General features: G+C 63.3%; 18 protein-coding genes. 8 read left to right on the top strand and 10 right to left on the bottom strand.

Annotated elements, in window-relative coordinates; genetic code table 11:
- The first annotated feature begins 93 nt into the window (after positions 1-93).
- Positions 94-819 carry a helix-turn-helix domain-containing protein gene (locus A4G99_RS07730; protein ID WP_066141542.1) on the top strand — a complete coding sequence of 242 codons (726 nt, stop codon included), beginning with the start codon at positions 94-96 and terminating at the stop codon, positions 817-819.
- 26 nt (positions 820-845) lie between these two features.
- Here A4G99_RS07730 and A4G99_RS07725 read toward each other — a convergent pair whose 3' ends face one another.
- The 4 genes from A4G99_RS07725 to A4G99_RS07710 form a co-directional block, all read right to left on the bottom strand.
- The gene (locus A4G99_RS07725) at positions 846-1,313 is read right to left on the bottom strand and encodes a hypothetical protein (protein WP_223301763.1); all 468 of its coding nucleotides are present in this window, start codon (positions 1,311-1,313) and stop codon (positions 846-848) included.
- 7 nt (positions 1,314-1,320) lie between these two features.
- Complete coding sequence (locus A4G99_RS07720; RefSeq protein WP_066141537.1) at positions 1,321-2,889, bottom strand: sodium/proline symporter; 1,569 nt, start codon at positions 2,887-2,889, stop codon at positions 1,321-1,323.
- The gene (locus A4G99_RS07715) at positions 2,886-3,437 is read right to left on the bottom strand and encodes a hypothetical protein (RefSeq protein ID WP_223301762.1); all 552 of its coding nucleotides are present in this window, start codon (positions 3,435-3,437) and stop codon (positions 2,886-2,888) included. Before A4G99_RS07715 ends, A4G99_RS07720 begins: the two co-directional genes overlap by 4 nt.
- Before the next feature lie 159 nt (positions 3,438-3,596).
- Positions 3,597-3,923 (bottom strand): nuclear transport factor 2 family protein, encoded by a 327-nt coding sequence (locus A4G99_RS07710; protein ID WP_066141536.1) that lies wholly within the window; start codon positions 3,921-3,923, stop codon positions 3,597-3,599.
- 259 nt (positions 3,924-4,182) lie between these two features.
- Here A4G99_RS07710 and A4G99_RS07705 point away from each other — a divergent pair, with 259 nt between their 5' ends.
- Both A4G99_RS07705 and A4G99_RS07700 read left to right on the top strand, forming a co-directional pair.
- Positions 4,183-4,686, top strand: a complete 504-nt coding sequence (locus A4G99_RS07705) for a DUF367 family protein (protein WP_066141534.1) — start codon at positions 4,183-4,185, stop codon at positions 4,684-4,686.
- A 101-nt stretch (positions 4,687-4,787) separates the two neighbouring features.
- On the top strand, positions 4,788-4,937 hold the full coding sequence (locus A4G99_RS07700) for a 50S ribosomal protein L40e (protein WP_066141530.1): 150 nt from the start codon (positions 4,788-4,790) through the stop codon (positions 4,935-4,937).
- A gap of 45 nt (positions 4,938-4,982) precedes the next feature.
- Here the strand turns inward: A4G99_RS07700 and A4G99_RS07695 are convergent, their stop codons facing one another.
- Both A4G99_RS07695 and A4G99_RS07690 read right to left on the bottom strand, forming a co-directional pair.
- Positions 4,983-5,528, bottom strand: a complete 546-nt coding sequence (locus tag A4G99_RS07695; RefSeq protein ID WP_066141527.1) for a GNAT family N-acetyltransferase — start codon at positions 5,526-5,528, stop codon at positions 4,983-4,985.
- 79 nt (positions 5,529-5,607) lie between these two features.
- A complete protein-coding gene (locus A4G99_RS07690) occupies positions 5,608-6,216 on the bottom strand; it encodes an MBL fold metallo-hydrolase (RefSeq protein ID WP_066141524.1) in 609 nt (202 codons plus the stop codon).
- 81 nt (positions 6,217-6,297) lie between these two features.
- Between A4G99_RS07690 and A4G99_RS07685 the strand changes: the two genes are divergently transcribed.
- The 4 genes from A4G99_RS07685 to A4G99_RS07670 all read left to right on the top strand — a co-directional run bounded on the left by A4G99_RS07685 (position 6,298) and on the right by A4G99_RS07670 (position 8,753).
- On the top strand, positions 6,298-6,480 hold the full coding sequence (locus A4G99_RS07685) for a DUF5786 family protein (RefSeq protein WP_066141521.1): 183 nt from the start codon (positions 6,298-6,300) through the stop codon (positions 6,478-6,480).
- A gap of 1 nt (position 6,481) precedes the next feature.
- Positions 6,482-7,081, top strand: a complete 600-nt coding sequence (locus A4G99_RS07680; RefSeq protein ID WP_066141519.1) for a DUF99 family protein — start codon at positions 6,482-6,484, stop codon at positions 7,079-7,081.
- A gap of 32 nt (positions 7,082-7,113) precedes the next feature.
- Positions 7,114-7,944 carry a pantoate kinase gene (locus tag A4G99_RS07675; protein WP_066141516.1) on the top strand — a complete coding sequence of 277 codons (831 nt, stop codon included), beginning with the start codon at positions 7,114-7,116 and terminating at the stop codon, positions 7,942-7,944.
- 65 nt (positions 7,945-8,009) lie between these two features.
- On the top strand, positions 8,010-8,753 hold the full coding sequence (locus tag A4G99_RS07670) for a 4-phosphopantoate--beta-alanine ligase (RefSeq protein WP_066141513.1): 744 nt from the start codon (positions 8,010-8,012) through the stop codon (positions 8,751-8,753).
- Here the strand turns inward: A4G99_RS07670 and A4G99_RS07665 are convergent.
- Positions 8,750-9,901, bottom strand: coding sequence for a glycoside hydrolase (locus A4G99_RS07665; RefSeq protein ID WP_066141510.1), 1,152 nt, complete (start codon positions 9,899-9,901; stop codon positions 8,750-8,752). The two genes, A4G99_RS07670 and A4G99_RS07665, sit on opposite strands and share 4 nt — an antisense overlap.
- A 275-nt stretch (positions 9,902-10,176) precedes the next feature.
- Between A4G99_RS07665 and A4G99_RS07660 the strand changes: the two genes are divergently transcribed.
- The gene (locus A4G99_RS07660) at positions 10,177-12,039 is read left to right on the top strand and encodes a cation:proton antiporter (protein ID WP_066141507.1); all 1,863 of its coding nucleotides are present in this window, start codon (positions 10,177-10,179) and stop codon (positions 12,037-12,039) included.
- Here the strand turns inward: A4G99_RS07660 and A4G99_RS07655 are convergent.
- The 3 genes from A4G99_RS07655 to A4G99_RS07645 form a co-directional block, all read right to left on the bottom strand.
- Entirely contained in the window at positions 12,036-12,560 is a 525-nt protein-coding gene (locus A4G99_RS07655; protein WP_066141504.1) for a hypothetical protein, read from the bottom strand. The two genes, A4G99_RS07660 and A4G99_RS07655, sit on opposite strands and share 4 nt — an antisense overlap.
- A gap of 250 nt (positions 12,561-12,810) precedes the next feature.
- Positions 12,811-14,436 (bottom strand): glycosyltransferase family 39 protein, encoded by a 1,626-nt coding sequence (locus tag A4G99_RS07650; RefSeq protein ID WP_223301761.1) that lies wholly within the window; start codon positions 14,434-14,436, stop codon positions 12,811-12,813.
- A 258-nt stretch (positions 14,437-14,694) separates the two neighbouring features.
- Positions 14,695-15,843 (bottom strand): thiolase family protein, encoded by a 1,149-nt coding sequence (locus A4G99_RS07645; protein ID WP_066141500.1) that lies wholly within the window; start codon positions 15,841-15,843, stop codon positions 14,695-14,697.
- Positions 15,844-15,941: the final 98 nt, after the last annotated feature.

Raw genomic sequence — 15,941 nt, 5'->3', positions numbered from 1 at the left:
GGGAGACCCTCCCGAGATTACATTCTCATTGTAGAATTACTTAAAAAAGATGGGTTCCGCCATCTATTTCCATAATGAACGATGAGTTGGATTATGATTTCGGTAACGATGGACATGGTGCAGTACGACTGTCCGTACATCGACGTGACGGACGAGACGGACGTCTCGTTTCACACCATGCACTGGGACTTCAACACCGCCAAGCAGAAGTTGGAGACGAGGATTCTCGTGCAGGGGGACGACCGGGGGGCGCTGACGAACGGCCTCGGCGCGCTCCAGGAACACGACCGAATGCTGGAGTTCGAACTGCTCTCGCGGCGGGGTGACACGGCAGTCATCAAGTCCTTCATCGGCCAGACGAACGCGATGCGAACGATCCGCGAACACGACGGCTACATCACCGGGCCGTTTCAGATCCGCGACGGGAGCGAACTGTGGAGCGTCGGGTTCGACACCGCCGACAACACGGACAACGCCCTCTCGGAGTTGGAAGACGGGAACGACGTCCGCGTCGAGAGTCGAAACGCCACGTCGTTCGAGGAGTACCTCGACGTGATCCAGCACCTCGGCGCGGCGAAAAACGTCATCGACGGCTGTCGGGAACTCTCCGAAACGGAGCGCGATACGCTCACGAAAGCCGTCGAAGGGGGATACTTTCAGACACCCCGGCGCGCGACGCTCGGCATGTTGGCCGACGAGTTCGATATCTCGAAGACGGCGACCTCGAACAACCTGCGACGTGCCGAGGGGAAACTCCTCGAACGCGTCGTCAGTGTCCTCCCCGAGGTCGATTCCGAGGACGCGCTGATCGGCAAGTAACCGGAAAAACAGAAACGCGACCGAAATCAGAACAACCCGTCCGTCGTCTCGACGCCGACATCGACGTGCGAGAGTCGCGGGTCGTCCGCGAGCGCTTCGACGTCGTCAACCTGCGAATCGGCCGTCTTCGTCGCGTACAGTTCGTACGAGTCGGCCTCGTCGTTCTCTTTCCACGTCACCACCAACTTCGCTCGCCGAAACAGGGTGCCGTCTCGTAGCCGAACCGATTCCAGCGAGTCGAGCGGAACGGCGAAGTTCCGCTCGTCGAGCGACAGCGCCCGGTCCGGCGTCGCATCCTCGATTTCGCCGCGACCGCGTTCGCCGGTGTCCGCCCGCAACAGCATCGATTTGAACGACTCGCCGACGAAGCACCAGACGAGACGCTCCTCCGTGACGAGGAGTTCCCAGTACTCCATCGACGTGGGTCGCCGACGGAACCACCCCGAGAGGTGGGCGATACGCGTTTCGTCCTCGCCGTCTCGTGTCTCTGTCATGCTCATTCTATCCCTCCAGCAGGACGGCGATATCCTCCGGGACGGTCCGTCTGTCCTGCGTTATCAGCGAGACGCCGACGAACAGTGCGATGGCGACCAACAGCGCCACCGTTCCGACCGGGAACGATTCGGTGAACGGGTAGAGGCTCCCGATGAACTCGCTGACGCCCGAGAGCCCTGCGGTATCGGCGATGTGCGGCACGGCGCTGTAGAACAGGTTGACTGCCAACCCGCCGAGGATGGCGGCGATCGCACCCTCCTTCGTCGCGCCCTTCCAGTTCAGGCCGAGGGCCGCGATGGCGAAGAACGCCGCCGCGAAGAACCCCCAGCCGATGGTGCCGAGAATCCCGACCAGCGTCTGCGAGTAGAAGACGATGAGCGTCGATGCGACGGTGAGACCGGCCAGCGCGGCCTGCGTCACCCGAAGCTCCGTCTTGTCGTCGTCGATGGGTCGGCCGAGCGCCCGCGGGATGTCGCGGGAGACCGCCGCCGCGCCGATGTTGAGGAACGAGTCGCTCGTGCTCATGATGGCCGCGAGCAGCGCCGCCAGGATCAGTCCGGCCACCGCGCCGGGCGTGTGGTTGAGGACGAAGACGGGGCCGACGATGGAGGCGCTCTTCGGGGCGGCGGTCGAACCGGCTTCGACCATCGCGCGCATCGACAGTCCGGTCGAGAACGCGAGGAGGCTCGAAATCGCGTACGTCGCCGCCGCGATGGGCGCACCCCAGCGCAGGATCTTGAGGTTGCGGCTCATGTAGAACTTGGTGACCAGATGTGGCTGTCCGGCCGCGCCGACCGAGAACAGGATCCACCACCCGAGCGCCGTGAAGATGGTCGCGGTCGGTGCGCCCATCGCGCCGAACGGCGAGATGAACGCCGGGTCGGCGGTGGCGAGGTTGTGCGAAATCGAACTCATCCCGCCGCCGAACGACAGCGCGTAGGCGAAGACGAACACCGATCCGAAGATCATCGTGATCGCCTGCACGAAGTCGGTCCAGACGCCAGCGATCATGCCGCCGAGCATGCTGTAGAGCAGGAGGATGAACGCGCCGATGAGCAGTCCCCACATCACCGACAGGCCGAAGATGGCGCGCATGACGTACTGGAGCGCGGCGAGGTTCGTCGCCAAGTACGCCATCACGCCGACGATGACGGAGATTGCTGTGAGTCCGCGAACCCACGCGCTCTCGTATCTGACGTACATCCCGTCCGCGAGCGTCAACACGTCGCGGATGTCCGCCAACAGGCGCATTCGCTTGGCGAGGAGTACCCACGTGATGATGAACCCGAGCGGGGCCGTGAAGAAAATCCACAGCGCCGTCGTCCCGAACGAGTAGACGAGTTCGGGGCCGCCGACGAACCCGAACCCGGACTGAATGACCGAGAAGGCCGTCAACGCGAGCACCCACGTCCCGATGCTCTTTCCGGTGATGAGGAAGTCCTCGGTGCTCTCCGTTCGGAGGTACCCCCAAACGCCGATTCCCAGCACGATCAGCAGATAGACCCCGCCGAACAGGAGGACGTACGGACTGTCGGTGACCGGAATCTCCTGTAGCGGGATCGGAAGGGGCGTCATCGCCGGTTCCCTCCTTCGGCCTGCGGCGACTCCTGGGTCGCGCTCTGTGGGGTTCCGGACGCCGTGTTCTCCGACGGCGTCCCCTCGGCGTTACCCACACCGCCATCGGGGTCGGGGCTGGCGACCGACAACGGGAATCGCTCCCGTCGTTGAACCCGTCGCGCCTCGTCCAGGATGTCGTCTACCGCGTCGTCGTTCCCGATTTCCGGGAAGACGAGCGCGTAGTAGAGCGCGCCGAGGATCGGAAGCAACCAGAGGAAGACGAAGTACGCCAGCGTCGAAACCGGAAGTCCGAGAACGTAGGTGTACTCGGTCACGTCCGGGTTCCACTGCGACCAGATCACCGTGAACCCGACGACGAAAACCACGCCCAAACCGGCTACCAACCCGGTGTACGGCGCGAGGTCGAATTCGCCGTCGTTTCGCTCGATGGCGGCCGCGCCGAAGTTCGCCACGATGAACAGCGCGGCCAGATACGAAAACAACCGATACTGCCCGATCGCCGCCGCGATCAGCAGCACGATAGCCAGTAACGCTATCGTCCCCATGAGTCTATTCCGCGTGCCTCGGTCCGTCGTTTGTGATGATGCCATCCGGTATGCAACAGGATACCAAATGTCGAATAAGACCGGGTTGATATGTAAACAGCTATCGCGGAATTACAGTTTCCATGTCGCTCCGGAATATTTCACGGGAGAGATGGAGAATTAACGAGTTCGAGTGCGGATTTCGGTGATTTGGCCGTCGGTGAGCGAAAAGTCGTCTTCGAAGGCGAACAGCACGTCACCGTCGGCGTCGAGCAACCGACCCTCGGCAACCGTCGTTCCGCCGTTTTCGGCGATGCGGGAGAGTTCGTGGCTCGTCTCCTTGTTCGGTCGGTCGTCACGCATGAACGAGACGAGCGTGTCCCGGCCTTCGATGGTGCGGTCGGGGCGGTAGTGCACCACGTCCGGCGCGAACAGTCCGGCGAACGTCTCGTAGTCGTGTGCGTCGATGGCGTCGTAGTAGGCGCGAACGACCACTTCGGAGTCCATACGCGGGGAGACGCGGAGGACCCTCTTTAGCCCCTCGGCGGAAACTACGTTTGTCTCCGGAGACGACGGAAGAAACACGACGGGACAATAGGGGTCATATAAATGCCTTTACGGTACGTGTACACTGGTTCAGTCGCCGGTGAAATCCGGTCAGGTACGACAAGAGGATACTGTTTCCATACAGCCCCGCTCCGCCTGTCACACCCCGGCGGGGCTTTCTTCGCGCCACTTTTTACCGAGCCACGCCAAGCGTTCGGCAGTGAACCTCCACGTCCGGTACGAGGGTGACGACGACCCGAAGAAGTGTACGGCCCGGAAGCTCGCCCGGTTCGACCTCACGGAACTCCACCGAAGCGCGCGGGCGACGCCGTACGGCATCGTGCTCAATCCGCACGCGGAGCAGGCGCTCTCGCCCGCGGACCGCGCCGAAACGGACACGCTCGTCGCCCTCGACTGCTCGTGGGAGAGCGCCGAGCGGGCGCTGTTCGAGATGCCGGGACTGCACCGTGCACTGCCGTTTCTCGTCGCCGCGAACCCCGTCAACTACGGGAAACCGTTCCGGTTGAACACCGTGGAGGCGTTCGCGGCGGGGCTCTGTATCCTCGGCGAACGTGCGCAGGCCGAGCGAATCCTCTCGAAGTTCAGATGGGGCGAGACGTTTCTCCAACTGAACGAGGAACCGCTCCGCAGATACGCCGACTGCGAGGATTCGACGGAAGTAGTGGCCGTACAGCAGGAATATCTGGACGCCGGGGAGGAGTAGAACGGACGGAGGCGAACGGGGACGACGCGGGGAATCGATGCGGACGGAAACGACGCGGTAACTCAATAACGTTTAAACGCGCGCGGACGAAAACGCACGGTATGGCCAGTTTCGACGCAGCAGAGAAACGAACGCTCGAAAAGATGATTTGCATGCGCTGTAACGCACGCAACCCACAGAAGGCGGACAAATGCCGCAAATGCGGCTACAGCAAGCTCCGCCCGAAGAGCAAGGAAGCGCGCAGCGCATAATCGGTTTCGCGGTTTTTCGTTGGAGTCGAACGGGGAGACGAATCGCTACTCGTCCCGTCCGAACCACTCGTCTTCGAGGACGGCGAAGAAATCGACGTTCACGTACTCGCCGTCGAGGAACGCGGATTCGACGTGGGTCGCCTCGTGGCGGAAGCCGAGCTTTTCCCAGATACGAGCGGAACCGACGTTGCCCTCGAACACCCGAGCTATAACTCGGTGGTGACGGCGTTCGCGGAACCCGAAGTCGGTGATGAGCCGGGCCGCCTCGGTTCCGTAGCCGTTGCCCCAGAACCCCTCCGCGAGGGAGATACCGATTTCGGCGTTCACGCCGGTCGAATCCTTCGGGTAGAGACTGATCGACCCCATGACTTCCTCGCCGCGACAGATGAGCAGGTGGACGTGATCCTCGTCGGTGTCCGAGGCGCGCTCCTCGAACCATTCCCGTTCCTGCTCGCCGTTGATGGGCGAGCGGCTACCGAGGTATCGGCGGACGGTCGGATCGTTCATCGTCCCCTGCAGGAAGTCCAAGTCGTCCTCCTCTATCGTTCTGAGTTCGATCCGGTCGCCACGTAGAAATGTAGGTCCGGGCATACTTCGAACACTGGAGTACCGGCGAGAAAAGGTCTCGTGAAACGTGTTAGCACACAGCAATGAAACGGCGTCTTCGAAGTTATTCCGGGTACTTTGGCTCCCGCTTCTCCGCCCGCTCCAGCGCAGTCTCGACGACATCGCGTACATCCCCGTGGAACTCCTCGCCGTGCCCGGCGTACATGTGCTCGACGGAATCCGGCATCCGGTCGAGGATTTCGCTGATGCTCTCGATGAGTTCCTCGCGGGATTGGCCCGCCATGTCGGTGCGCCCGAAACTGCCGTAGTCGAACGCGCCGTCGTCGTGCACGACGACGTCGCCGCTGAAGATGGTCGAATCGCTCACGAAGGAGAGGTGGTCGTCGGCGTGCCCGGGCGTGTGGATGGCTTCGAACTCCTCGTCGCCGATTTGGACGGTGTCACCGTCCGCAATCGCCTGATCGCGGCGGGGGTGTGGTCCGTAGGCCGCGAGTTCCGCGTCGAACTCGTCCAGTACGGCGTCGAGTTCCCCGACGTGGTCGCCGTGTTGATGTGTAAGGACGACCGCATCGAGCATGTCCGTGTAGTCGTGGAGCACGTCCACGACGCCGTCCATCGTCCCGGCATCCACGAGGACCGGGCGGTCGCCGAGCGCGAGATAGGCGTTGCAGGTGAACGTCTCGGCGTCGGCAGTGACGTTAACGACTTGCATACGGGACTGTTTCCTCCCATCTACCAAAATTCTGACGGGCGGCGAGCGTTTTTAGTGTTCGAAGCTCCAACCATACAACGCATGGGCTTCGGGAGCTACGACGAATCTGAACAAGAGAACCAGGAGTATAGCGCGGACTTAGACGACGACAGCGGCGTCGAAACGTCTGAACACGACCACGAGGGAAGCGTCGACTTCGAGTTCGGTGCGTCGAACGACGAGCTGTTGAACCGGCTCAACGAGATGAAAGACGAAGAAGAGTAGCGTGAAATCCGGTGTTCGAGCGCTCGGTGTCGCGGAGTCCTATCGCCGCGACACCAGCACGCTCGCTGGCGTCGTTACCCGCGCAAGCCGGGTGACCGATGGCTTTGTTTTTGGAACCTGTACGGTAGGCGGTACCGACCTCACGGACTCGATAATCGACCTCGTGGAGCGCCTCGACCGCGAGGACGTGCGCTATGTCATGGTCAGTGGAATCGCCCTCGCGTGGTACAACGTGCTGGACATGCACCGCCTCCACGATGCCGTCGACCGCCCCGTCATCGACGTCACCTTCGAGGAGAGCGACGGCCTGCTCGAATCGCTGGAGTCGGAGTTTTCGGGCGACGAACTCGACCAACGCCGGGAGACCTATCGAAAACAGCCACCTCGCCGCGAAATCGCCGTGGACGGCGAAACGGTGTTCGTTCGCCACGTCGGAATGGATGCCGACGAAGCCACGGAAGTCGTGCGCGCGTTCACACCCGAAGGGGGGCGTCCCGAACCCCTTCGCGTGGCGCGACTGGCGGCCCGCGCCGTGGACGACTTCGAGACGGTCCGACCGAACGGGAACGAGACGGGGAGCGACGACGCGGACGAATTTTAACCGTTATACGCCGTCGGCCGAAACCGGGAGGTATGAGCGACGAGGTTGGTCGCGCGTTCGTTCCCGGCCATATCACGGGGTTCTTCAGCATCCACGAGGACGACGACCCCGAGCGAGCGGGGTCTCGCGGGGCGGGGCTGACACTTTCGGAAGGCGTCACCGTGACCGTCGAACCGGCAGCGGAGACGAGTATAGACCTGAACGGCGAGTTCGCCGCCGTCGAATCCGGGCGTCGAGTGTTGGACGACCTCGACCTGACGGCCCGTATTTCGGCAGAGACGACGCTTCCACTGGGGGCCGGATTCGGAATCTCGGGTGCGCTCGCACTCGGAACGGCGTTCGCCGCGAACGACGTGTTCGGCGGCGGCCGCTCGGAGAACGAACTCGTCACCATCGCACACCGGGCGGAAGTCGAGGCCGGAACCGGACTCGGTGACGTGGTTGCACAGGCCCGCGGCGGCATTCCCATCCGCCTCGAACCGGGCGCACCGGCGCACAATCGCCTCGATGGGGTCCCGACGCGGGCCAACATCGAGTATCTCTCGCTGGGCGAACTCTCGACGGCGGAAGTCCTCTCGGGGAGCACGACCCGGCTTTCGGAGGCGGGCGTGGAGGCGCTCGTCGCGTTGGTGAACGAACCGACGATGGAGACGTTCATGGAACAGTCCAACGAGTTCGCCGAGCGGGCGGAACTGCTCACCGACGAGGTTCGGGACGTCATCGAGGACGTTCACGACGAAGGGGGACGGGCGTCGATGGCGATGCTCGGAAAGACGGTGTTCGCGCTCGACTCCGGACTCTCCGACGCGGGCTACGACGCGAACGCGTGCCGGACCCACCACGCTCGGACGCTCATCGAGTGAGCATCGAACCGCCCACAGAAACGGGAAATCACGGCTGTTTTGACCCTCCGTTTCCGATATCGACCATGAGCCACGAGGTAGAGATTCCGGAGGACCATCCGCGACAGCAATCGCTTCTCACGCGACACCGCATCGAGGACGGCGTCGAGAAGGGAGTCACGAGCAAGCAGGGCCTCATCGCCGAAGGGCGCGGCGAGGCGTTCGATTACCTGCTGGGCGAAGCGACACTCCCGAGCGCCGACGACGCGGAGCGTGCGGCGGCGGCGCAGTTGCTCCTCGCCGACCACGCCGTGCTCTCCGTGAACGGCAACGTGGCGGCGCTCGTTCCGAAGGAAACCGTCGAACTCGCCGAGGCCACCGGCGCGGACATCGAGGTCAACCTGTTCGGCCGAACCGAAGAACGCATGCGGGCCATCGCCGACCACCTGCGCGCGCACGGCGCGGAGAACGTCAAGGGACTCACCGCCGACGCCCGGATTCCGGGCTTGGAACACGAACGCGGGAAGGTGGACGCGGACGGTATCTACGACGCGGACGTCGTTCTCGTTCCGCTGGAGGACGGCGACCGGGCCGAAGCGCTCGCGGAGATGGGCAAAACCGAAATCGTCATCGACCTCAATCCGCTCTCGCGCTCGCCGCGAACCGCCGCGGTTCCGATCATCGACAACATCATTCGAGCGCTGCCGAACATGACGAAACACGCCCGCGAACTCACGGACACCTCGCCCGAAGAACTGGAATCCATCGTCGCGGAATTCGACCGCGAGAAAGCGCTCGACGCCGCCGAGCGAGCGATCCGTGATATCTAGTCGGTCAGCGACCGCTCGACCGGTTTCGCCCACTCCGGCCACTCCTGACGTTCCTCTCCCGAAAACGACGGGTCGCCGGACATGGCCTTGATGGCACGCGCGTCGTCCAGACTCCAGACCGCGCCGTCCTCGTGGAAGATCCCGCTCAACAATCCCTGTCTCCTGCGGTACACCTGATAGGCCGGTTTGACCATCAGCGACCAGAAGAAGTTCCCGACGCCCGCCCGCCGAATCAACGGCGCGAGCGACGAGTAGTTCGGCGGATGGGTTCCCTGTCCCTTGCGCGGGGGCTTGAGACACTGCCACTCGGACAGCCAGATGGGGCGGCCGAAGCGACGCTCGGCCGCGTCGATACGCTCCAACAGGTTCCGATAGTTCTTCTTCGTGCGCCCGAAGTTGCTGTGACACTGGAACACCTCGCTCCCCCACTTTCGATACTGCTCGTTGTTCTCGATGTTCGTCGAACCGACCGATAGCGGCACCCGTCCGCGTTGGTTCCACAGCGTCCGAAACATCCCCTGTGCGAACTGTAGCTTCCACGGCCGCCAACACGGTTCGTTGATGAGTTCGATGGCCAACAGGCGAGAATCGTCGCGGTAGCGGTCCATGAACCACCGGATGAACTCCCGCGGAAGGTGCCACCGTTTCGACTGCTCCATGATCTTCCGCGACGGCGAGAACACCGGACGGGCGGTGATCGGGTCCCTGTTCGTCAGGGCGTGGTTGCTTGGATTCGTCCCGATACCCTCGAAGATGCCCAACAGCACCCGCAACCCGTGGTCCGCCGCCGTCGTCAGGAAATGCTCCAGTCGGAGTCCGAACCGCGTCGGCTCCCGTTGCCACGCCTCGAAACTCAACCACACCCGTAACGCGTTGAGGTTGATACGACTCGCATAACAGAGGTCGCGCTCGATGACGTCCGAATCGTAGCCGTTCCACATCTGGAACGTGTTGAACGCCCGCGACGGGAAGTAGATAGCCCCCCGAACGTCCACCGGCGCGTTCGTTTCGTCGGTCGTCCCGTCGTCGCCGGACGTGCAATCGGCGTCGCTCTCGGGTCGTTGTCCGAACCCTCCAACGATGCCGACACCGGCCGCTACACTACCGAACCCGAGCACCGCTCGCCGCGTCGAATGTCCGTTCCCCATGAGACCCCGTTCGCTGCTATCGATTGCCGACAACAAATCAGTTTCCAGCTAGATTCATATCAGTTCCCCCTAAACCGAACACCAATGCCGTTTCTCTGTCGGGCGTGTTTTTGACAAACAGAGCGTTTTATTCCGAAGATCGAAACAAACGCCCACCAATATTCGTGACCCACCCCGTGCAGTCGCGCGTTTGTTCCATTGATTTTATAACTGTCCACCCTCTCCTACCCGGTACATGGAGGGCCAGCAGTGAGTGCCGAGGCGCGAGTGCGCAATTGCTGTACATAGTCACCGCCATCATCGGACTCGGTGTCATCTCACAGGTGCTCGCGGATCGGTTTCAAGTGCCGAGCGTGTTGTTTCTCATCGCGGCAGGGATCGTCTTCGGACCGGTCGGGTTACACCTGCTGAATCCGTCGGCGTTCGGTGACGCGCTCTCGTCCATCGTGGGACTGAGCGTGGCCATCATCGTCTTCGAAGGAGCGTTCCATCTGAAGGTGAACAAGCTACGGGAGGCACCGTCGGCGCAGATTCGCCTCGTCACCGTCGGCGCGCTCATCTCGTTGTTGGGGACGGCGACGGTCATCCGGTTCGCGCTCGATCAACCGTGGGACCTCTCGCTACTCATCGGGTCGTTGCTCGTCGCGACCGGTCCGACGGTCATCACGCCGATCCTGTCGGTCGTCCCGGTCAGGGACAGGGTCGCGGCCGCACTCGAAACCGAGGGAATCGCCAACGACGTGACGGCCGCGATTCTCGCCGTCGTGATGTTCGAGGTGTTGGTTCTCACCGGATCGGACACGTTCCACGTCGGCGAGTTCTTCGCGTCGTTCGTTCGCCGCCTCGGAACCGGCATGCTCGTCGGAATCCTCGTCGCCGGGATAATCTGGTACATCCTCCGACATCTCAACCTCTCGCCGGGGAACGCGCCGCAGAACTCCCGATTGTTGGTGCTGGTCGGCGCGTTGACCGCTTACGCCGCCGCCGATATCGTCGCCAGGGAGTCCGGCATCGCGGCGGTTGCGACGGCCGGTATCCTTCTCGGCAACGCGGACCTCCCCTACGAGGAGAAGATCGAGGAGTTCAAGGGGGACATCACGCTGGTCGTCCTCTCGTTCGTGTTCATCACGCTGGCGGCCTTACTCAAGCCGAAAGACCTCTTCGCGCTCGGGATCGGAGGGGCCATCGTCGTGTTCGTCGTGATGTTCGTCATCCGGCCGCTCATCGTCTTCATTTCGACATCGGGCGGGCGGTTCACGCGGGACGAGAAGTTGTTCATGAGTTTCGTCGGCCCGCGCGGCATCATCCCGGCGTCCGTCGCGACCCTGTTCGCCTTCCGCATCCGTAACTCGGCCGACGTGATTCCGAACGCGGAGCACGCGGCGACGGTGCTCATCGGCACCGTCTTCCTGGTCATCGTCGTGACCGTCGTGCTCGAAGGCGGGTTCGCCCGATTTATCGCTGAATATCTGAACGTGATTCCAATGCGCGTACTCATCATCGGAGGCGGGAAGGTGGGCCGGTCGCTCGCCGCACGCCTCGAAGACCGTGGAGAGAACGTCGTGCTGATAGAGCAGGACGAAACGATAGTGCAAACCGCCCGCGAGGAGGGATACACCGTCCACGACGGCGACGGCACGGACACAGAAGTACTCCGGTCGTCCGGGGCAGGAAATGCGAAAATCGTCGTCGCCGCCACCGGCGACGACGACGTGAACCTGCTGGTCGCACAACTCGCCGAGTCGAAGTTCGACGTGGAGACCATCATCGCCCGGGCGAACAACCCGGACAACGTGGACGCCTTCGAGGACCTCGGGGTCCGGACGATTTCCTCGTCGCTCGCCACCGCGTGGGCCATCGACAACGTCATCGAACGCCCGGCGCTCTCGAACTGGATGACGGAACTCGGGCGGAGCGGCGACGTGCAGGAGATCGAGATCACCGCCGAAAGTCTGGTCGGTAAAACCATCGACGAGTTGGACGCCGAAATGCCGAACGGCGTCCTCATCGCGCTCGTCGGACGGGACGGCGAAACGCAGGTCCCGAACAAGGGGTTCACGCTCCAGAAAGGGGACCACGTCACGTTCCTCGGGCGGAAGGAGTCCGTCAGGGAGACCATCTCCATGTGTCAGTCCTAACGCCGTCGTCGAACGAATTCGAGGTTGACGGCCGAGAGGACGGCGAACGCGCCGAGAAGCAGGCCGACGTAGACGAGGACGTTCACGAGGGTGAACGGATACATTCCGAGGAAATTACAGAGGATTGTGAACGCCCCGAGAACGGCGAGTGCGAGGTAGTATCGACTCCAGTTTCGACCCCTCGACGGTGGGTGGACGAACTTGTCGAGTTCGGTCGCGGTGTCGCTGAGTTGCACCTGCCCGCGCTGTCTGTCGTAGACGATGATGCCCGCATCCGCCATCTTCGGCAGGTGCGTCTGGTACAACGACGTGTAGACGGATTTTCGCTCCTTCGAGGAGACGAGTTCGACGCTGGTGTCCTGTTCCCACGCGGCGACCGCTTCGGCGAGTTCGCCGATGGAGACCTGCTCCGATTTCGACCGGAGGTAAGAGAGGGCGTACCGACGCCGTGGGTTCGTGAGGATTTCGAACGCGGTGTCGCGCGAAATCGGCTCCGGTCCCGTCGATGGTTCGATACTCATCGTCGAACGTTGCCAGTCCCCCGCCCTGCCCTGTGCACGATACACCTTGGGTAGCTGAGCGCAAAAAGATATTCGTCTGTTTACAACTCTTCGTCGGAGAAACAAGCCCTCCCCGAATTCGACATCGGTCACAAGGCGGACGGCACGGAGCGTGCGTGGTCGGTTGACGGGAAGGCGGACGGCACGGGGCATGAGTGGTCGGGCGACGTGAAAGCGGAAGCCGAAGTCGTCACCGTCACCCCCGAGGTCGCTATCCCCGAGACGATTCGACTTTCACGACCGCGACGTCCCGATTTCGAAAGACGACGCTCGTTCCGGCCGATCCGTTTAGCCTCCCCAACATCCCCCGCCACTGTGCCGTCGTCAGCGTCTCGCGGGCGATCCAACTCCGTGACCCTTCCCGCGTAAGGTAGACGTAATCGGGCGATACGTCGTCCCGGGCGAGCAGTTTCCGGAGACACTTCGCCGACGCGCAGGTCGAACTCTCACGATAGAGGTCGATCTGGCGTTCGCGCCGGTCGGGCGGGAGCCACTCGGCCCCCCACGGCGAGGCGACGACGGTCCGCTCTGCGAACACCGGGAACCACTCGGCCGCGTCCCCGGCAACGAGCACTGTCGCGTCGGCGGGCGTCCGTTCCCGCACCCACCGCATCGCCGTCATGTCGTCCCCGTCGATGTACGATGGCATGGGGTCCTGCTGCAATCGATCCAGCGGACGCGCCGGAATGGACCCGTAGTTGCTGGCGTACAGTCCGCCCGTCGCCACGCCGTAGGCCGAAAGCAACAGGAGGAGCACGAGCGAAACGCGCGCCAATCGCCCGCCGTCGGCCGAGAGACGGCCGCGGTCGGTTTCCGACCGCGACGCCGCGACGGTCGATAGCCAGTCGAACACGAGCGCGGAAACGACGAGCGCGCCGATGAGCATGAGAAACCGCGGCTTCGGGAACATCACCACCGTCGCGGCGAACCAGAACGGAAGGAAGTAGCGCTTCCGTAGCGTGAGCGCGACGACGCCGACGAGCGTGAGGACGTGCCAGACGGGCAGAAATCGCGTGCGACGGCCGTAGAGGAACTTCGACGGGAACCAGAACAACCCCTGCCCGATGCCGAGGCGCGAGCCAGCGGTTCGGGTGAAGAGGCCGACTCCGTGGACCGAGACGACCCCCCACCACCACGGCAGGGCGAGGAGCAGGCCACCGGCCGCGACGAGCGCGCCGCGAGCGAGTCCCGCGAGCGAGCGGTCGAAGACGAGGAAGAAGACGAAATAGCTCGTGGCGAAGAACACGGGATAGGAGGGGTGTGTGAGGCAGGTCAGGCCGAACAGGACCGCTCCCGCAACCGCCCACACGAGTCGTTTCTCCCGGAACAGGCGAATCCCGACGTACAGCCCCGTCACGGTGAACAGGAACGCCGGGGCGCGGACGATGCCACCAGCCGAGAGGTGCCATTTGAACACGGCGGGGCTGACGGCGACGACGAGCGCCGCGAGTCCTGCGCGCCGGTTTCGATCCGGGGTTCCGGCGAACACCTCGCGGCCGAGGAAGTAGACCGGAACGACGGTCAGGACGGTGACGAGACCGGGAAGATAGCGGGTCAGCGTCAGCGGACCGACGCCGAACCCGTCGCGGATGAACGCGACGAGATAGAAGGCCAGCGGCGGGTAGCCGAACGGAATTCCGTTCGGCGTGTAGTGCGGGACCCGTGCCGGGAGGCGGTAGCCGTGAGCGCGAATCGCGTCGGCCATCGCGAGATACAGGCCGCCGCCCTCGGCGGGGTACGGATGGGTCAGCAGGTACGCCGCGAAAACGATGAGGCTGGCGAGGAGGGGCGGGACGAGCCACGCGAGCGTGGCCGTGGAGGGGCGACTTCGAGACACATTCCGCAACTCGACCTGCTCCGTAATTATTCTGTCCCGGAATCCGTGAAAGAAGAGTGAAAAATTCAGCGGACGGTGAGTTCACTCGCGCTTCAGCGTTATCGCCGCACCCTGCCACGACGACCCTTTACGACGGTCACGAGGTCGCTCCGCTCCCTCGTTCCCTGTAAAAGCTCGACCAAAAGGACTTCCTCGTTCCTTTCGAGGTGTCCCACCTCGACAGTCACTCGTCGCCCGCGAATCGGGGATTCGCGTCGATTACTCGCGCTTCAGCGTGATTGCCGCACCCTGTCCGAAGCCGACACAGAGCGTGGCGAGTCCTTTCTTCGCGTCGCGCTTTTGCATCTCGTGGACGAGCGTCACGGGCAGACGTGCGCCAGAGGCACCGAGCGGGTGGCCGATGGCGATTGCGCCGCCGTTGACGTTGAACTTGTCGTCCGGGACGCCGAGTTCGCGTTGGCTGTAGAGCGTCTGACTGGCGAAGGCCTCGTTCAGTTCCACGAGGTCGAACTCGTCGATGCTCTCGCCCGTCCGTTCGAGCAGGCCCTTCGTGGCCGGGACGGGGCCGATTCCCATCACGGTCGGGTCCACGCCCGCGACGTTGTTGTCGCCGACGGTGGCCATGATTTCGAGGTCGTGTTCGTCCGCGAACGCCTTGCTGGTGACGAGAAGGGCGGACGCCCCGTCGGAAATCTGGGAGGCGTTGCCCGGCGTCACGGTGCCGTCCGCCTTGAACACGCTCGGGAGGCCCTGCAGGGCTTCCATGCTGGTGCCGCGTCGGATCCCTTCGTCCTCCTCGACCAGTCCGTCCTCGGTTTCGATGGGGACGATTTCGTCGTCGAAGCGGCCGGAGTCTGTCGCTTCGGCGGCGCGCTGCTGGCTTCGGAGCGCGTACTCGTCCTGTTCCTCGCGGGACACCTCGTACACCTCGGCGACCTTCTCGCCGGTCATTCCCATCTGGAGCGTGGGAAGGTTGTACTTCTCGGCCATCTCCGGGTGGATGCCCCGCCCCTCGTACCCGCCGCTCATGGGCACGCGGGACATGTTCTCGACGCCCCCGGCGATGATGGCTTGGCGCTGGCCCGCCCGAATCGCGTCGCTCGCGCTGATGAGCGCCTGCATGGAGGACGCACACCATCGGTTAATGCTCGTCGCCGGGACGCCCTCGCCGAGGTCCGAGAGGAGCGCGATGACGCGGGCAACGTTGTTGTCCTGTTCCCCGCGTTGCTGGGCGACGCCCCACATGAGGTCGTCGATGTCGTCTCCGGTTACCCCCGTCTCGGAGAGGATCGTGTTGACGAGCGGGATCGAGAGGTCTTCGCTTCGAACGTCGGCGAAGACGCCACCTTCCTTGCCCTGTGGCGTTCGAATCGCCTTCACGATGACTGGTGTGGTATCGCTATCCATGATTGACGATTCTCGCTCTACGTCCTTAAGTGGGGGTAGAACGCGAAGTAAATGGAGAACAGTTTGAAAGTTTATTGACAATCGATGGGGCTTCAGAA

This window comes from Haladaptatus sp. R4 (assembly GCF_001625445.1).
Taxonomy (GTDB): domain Archaea; phylum Halobacteriota; class Halobacteria; order Halobacteriales; family Haladaptataceae; genus Haladaptatus.
Note: the sequence above shows the minus strand (reverse complement) of the source record. Positions and strands in the feature narration are given on the sequence as shown.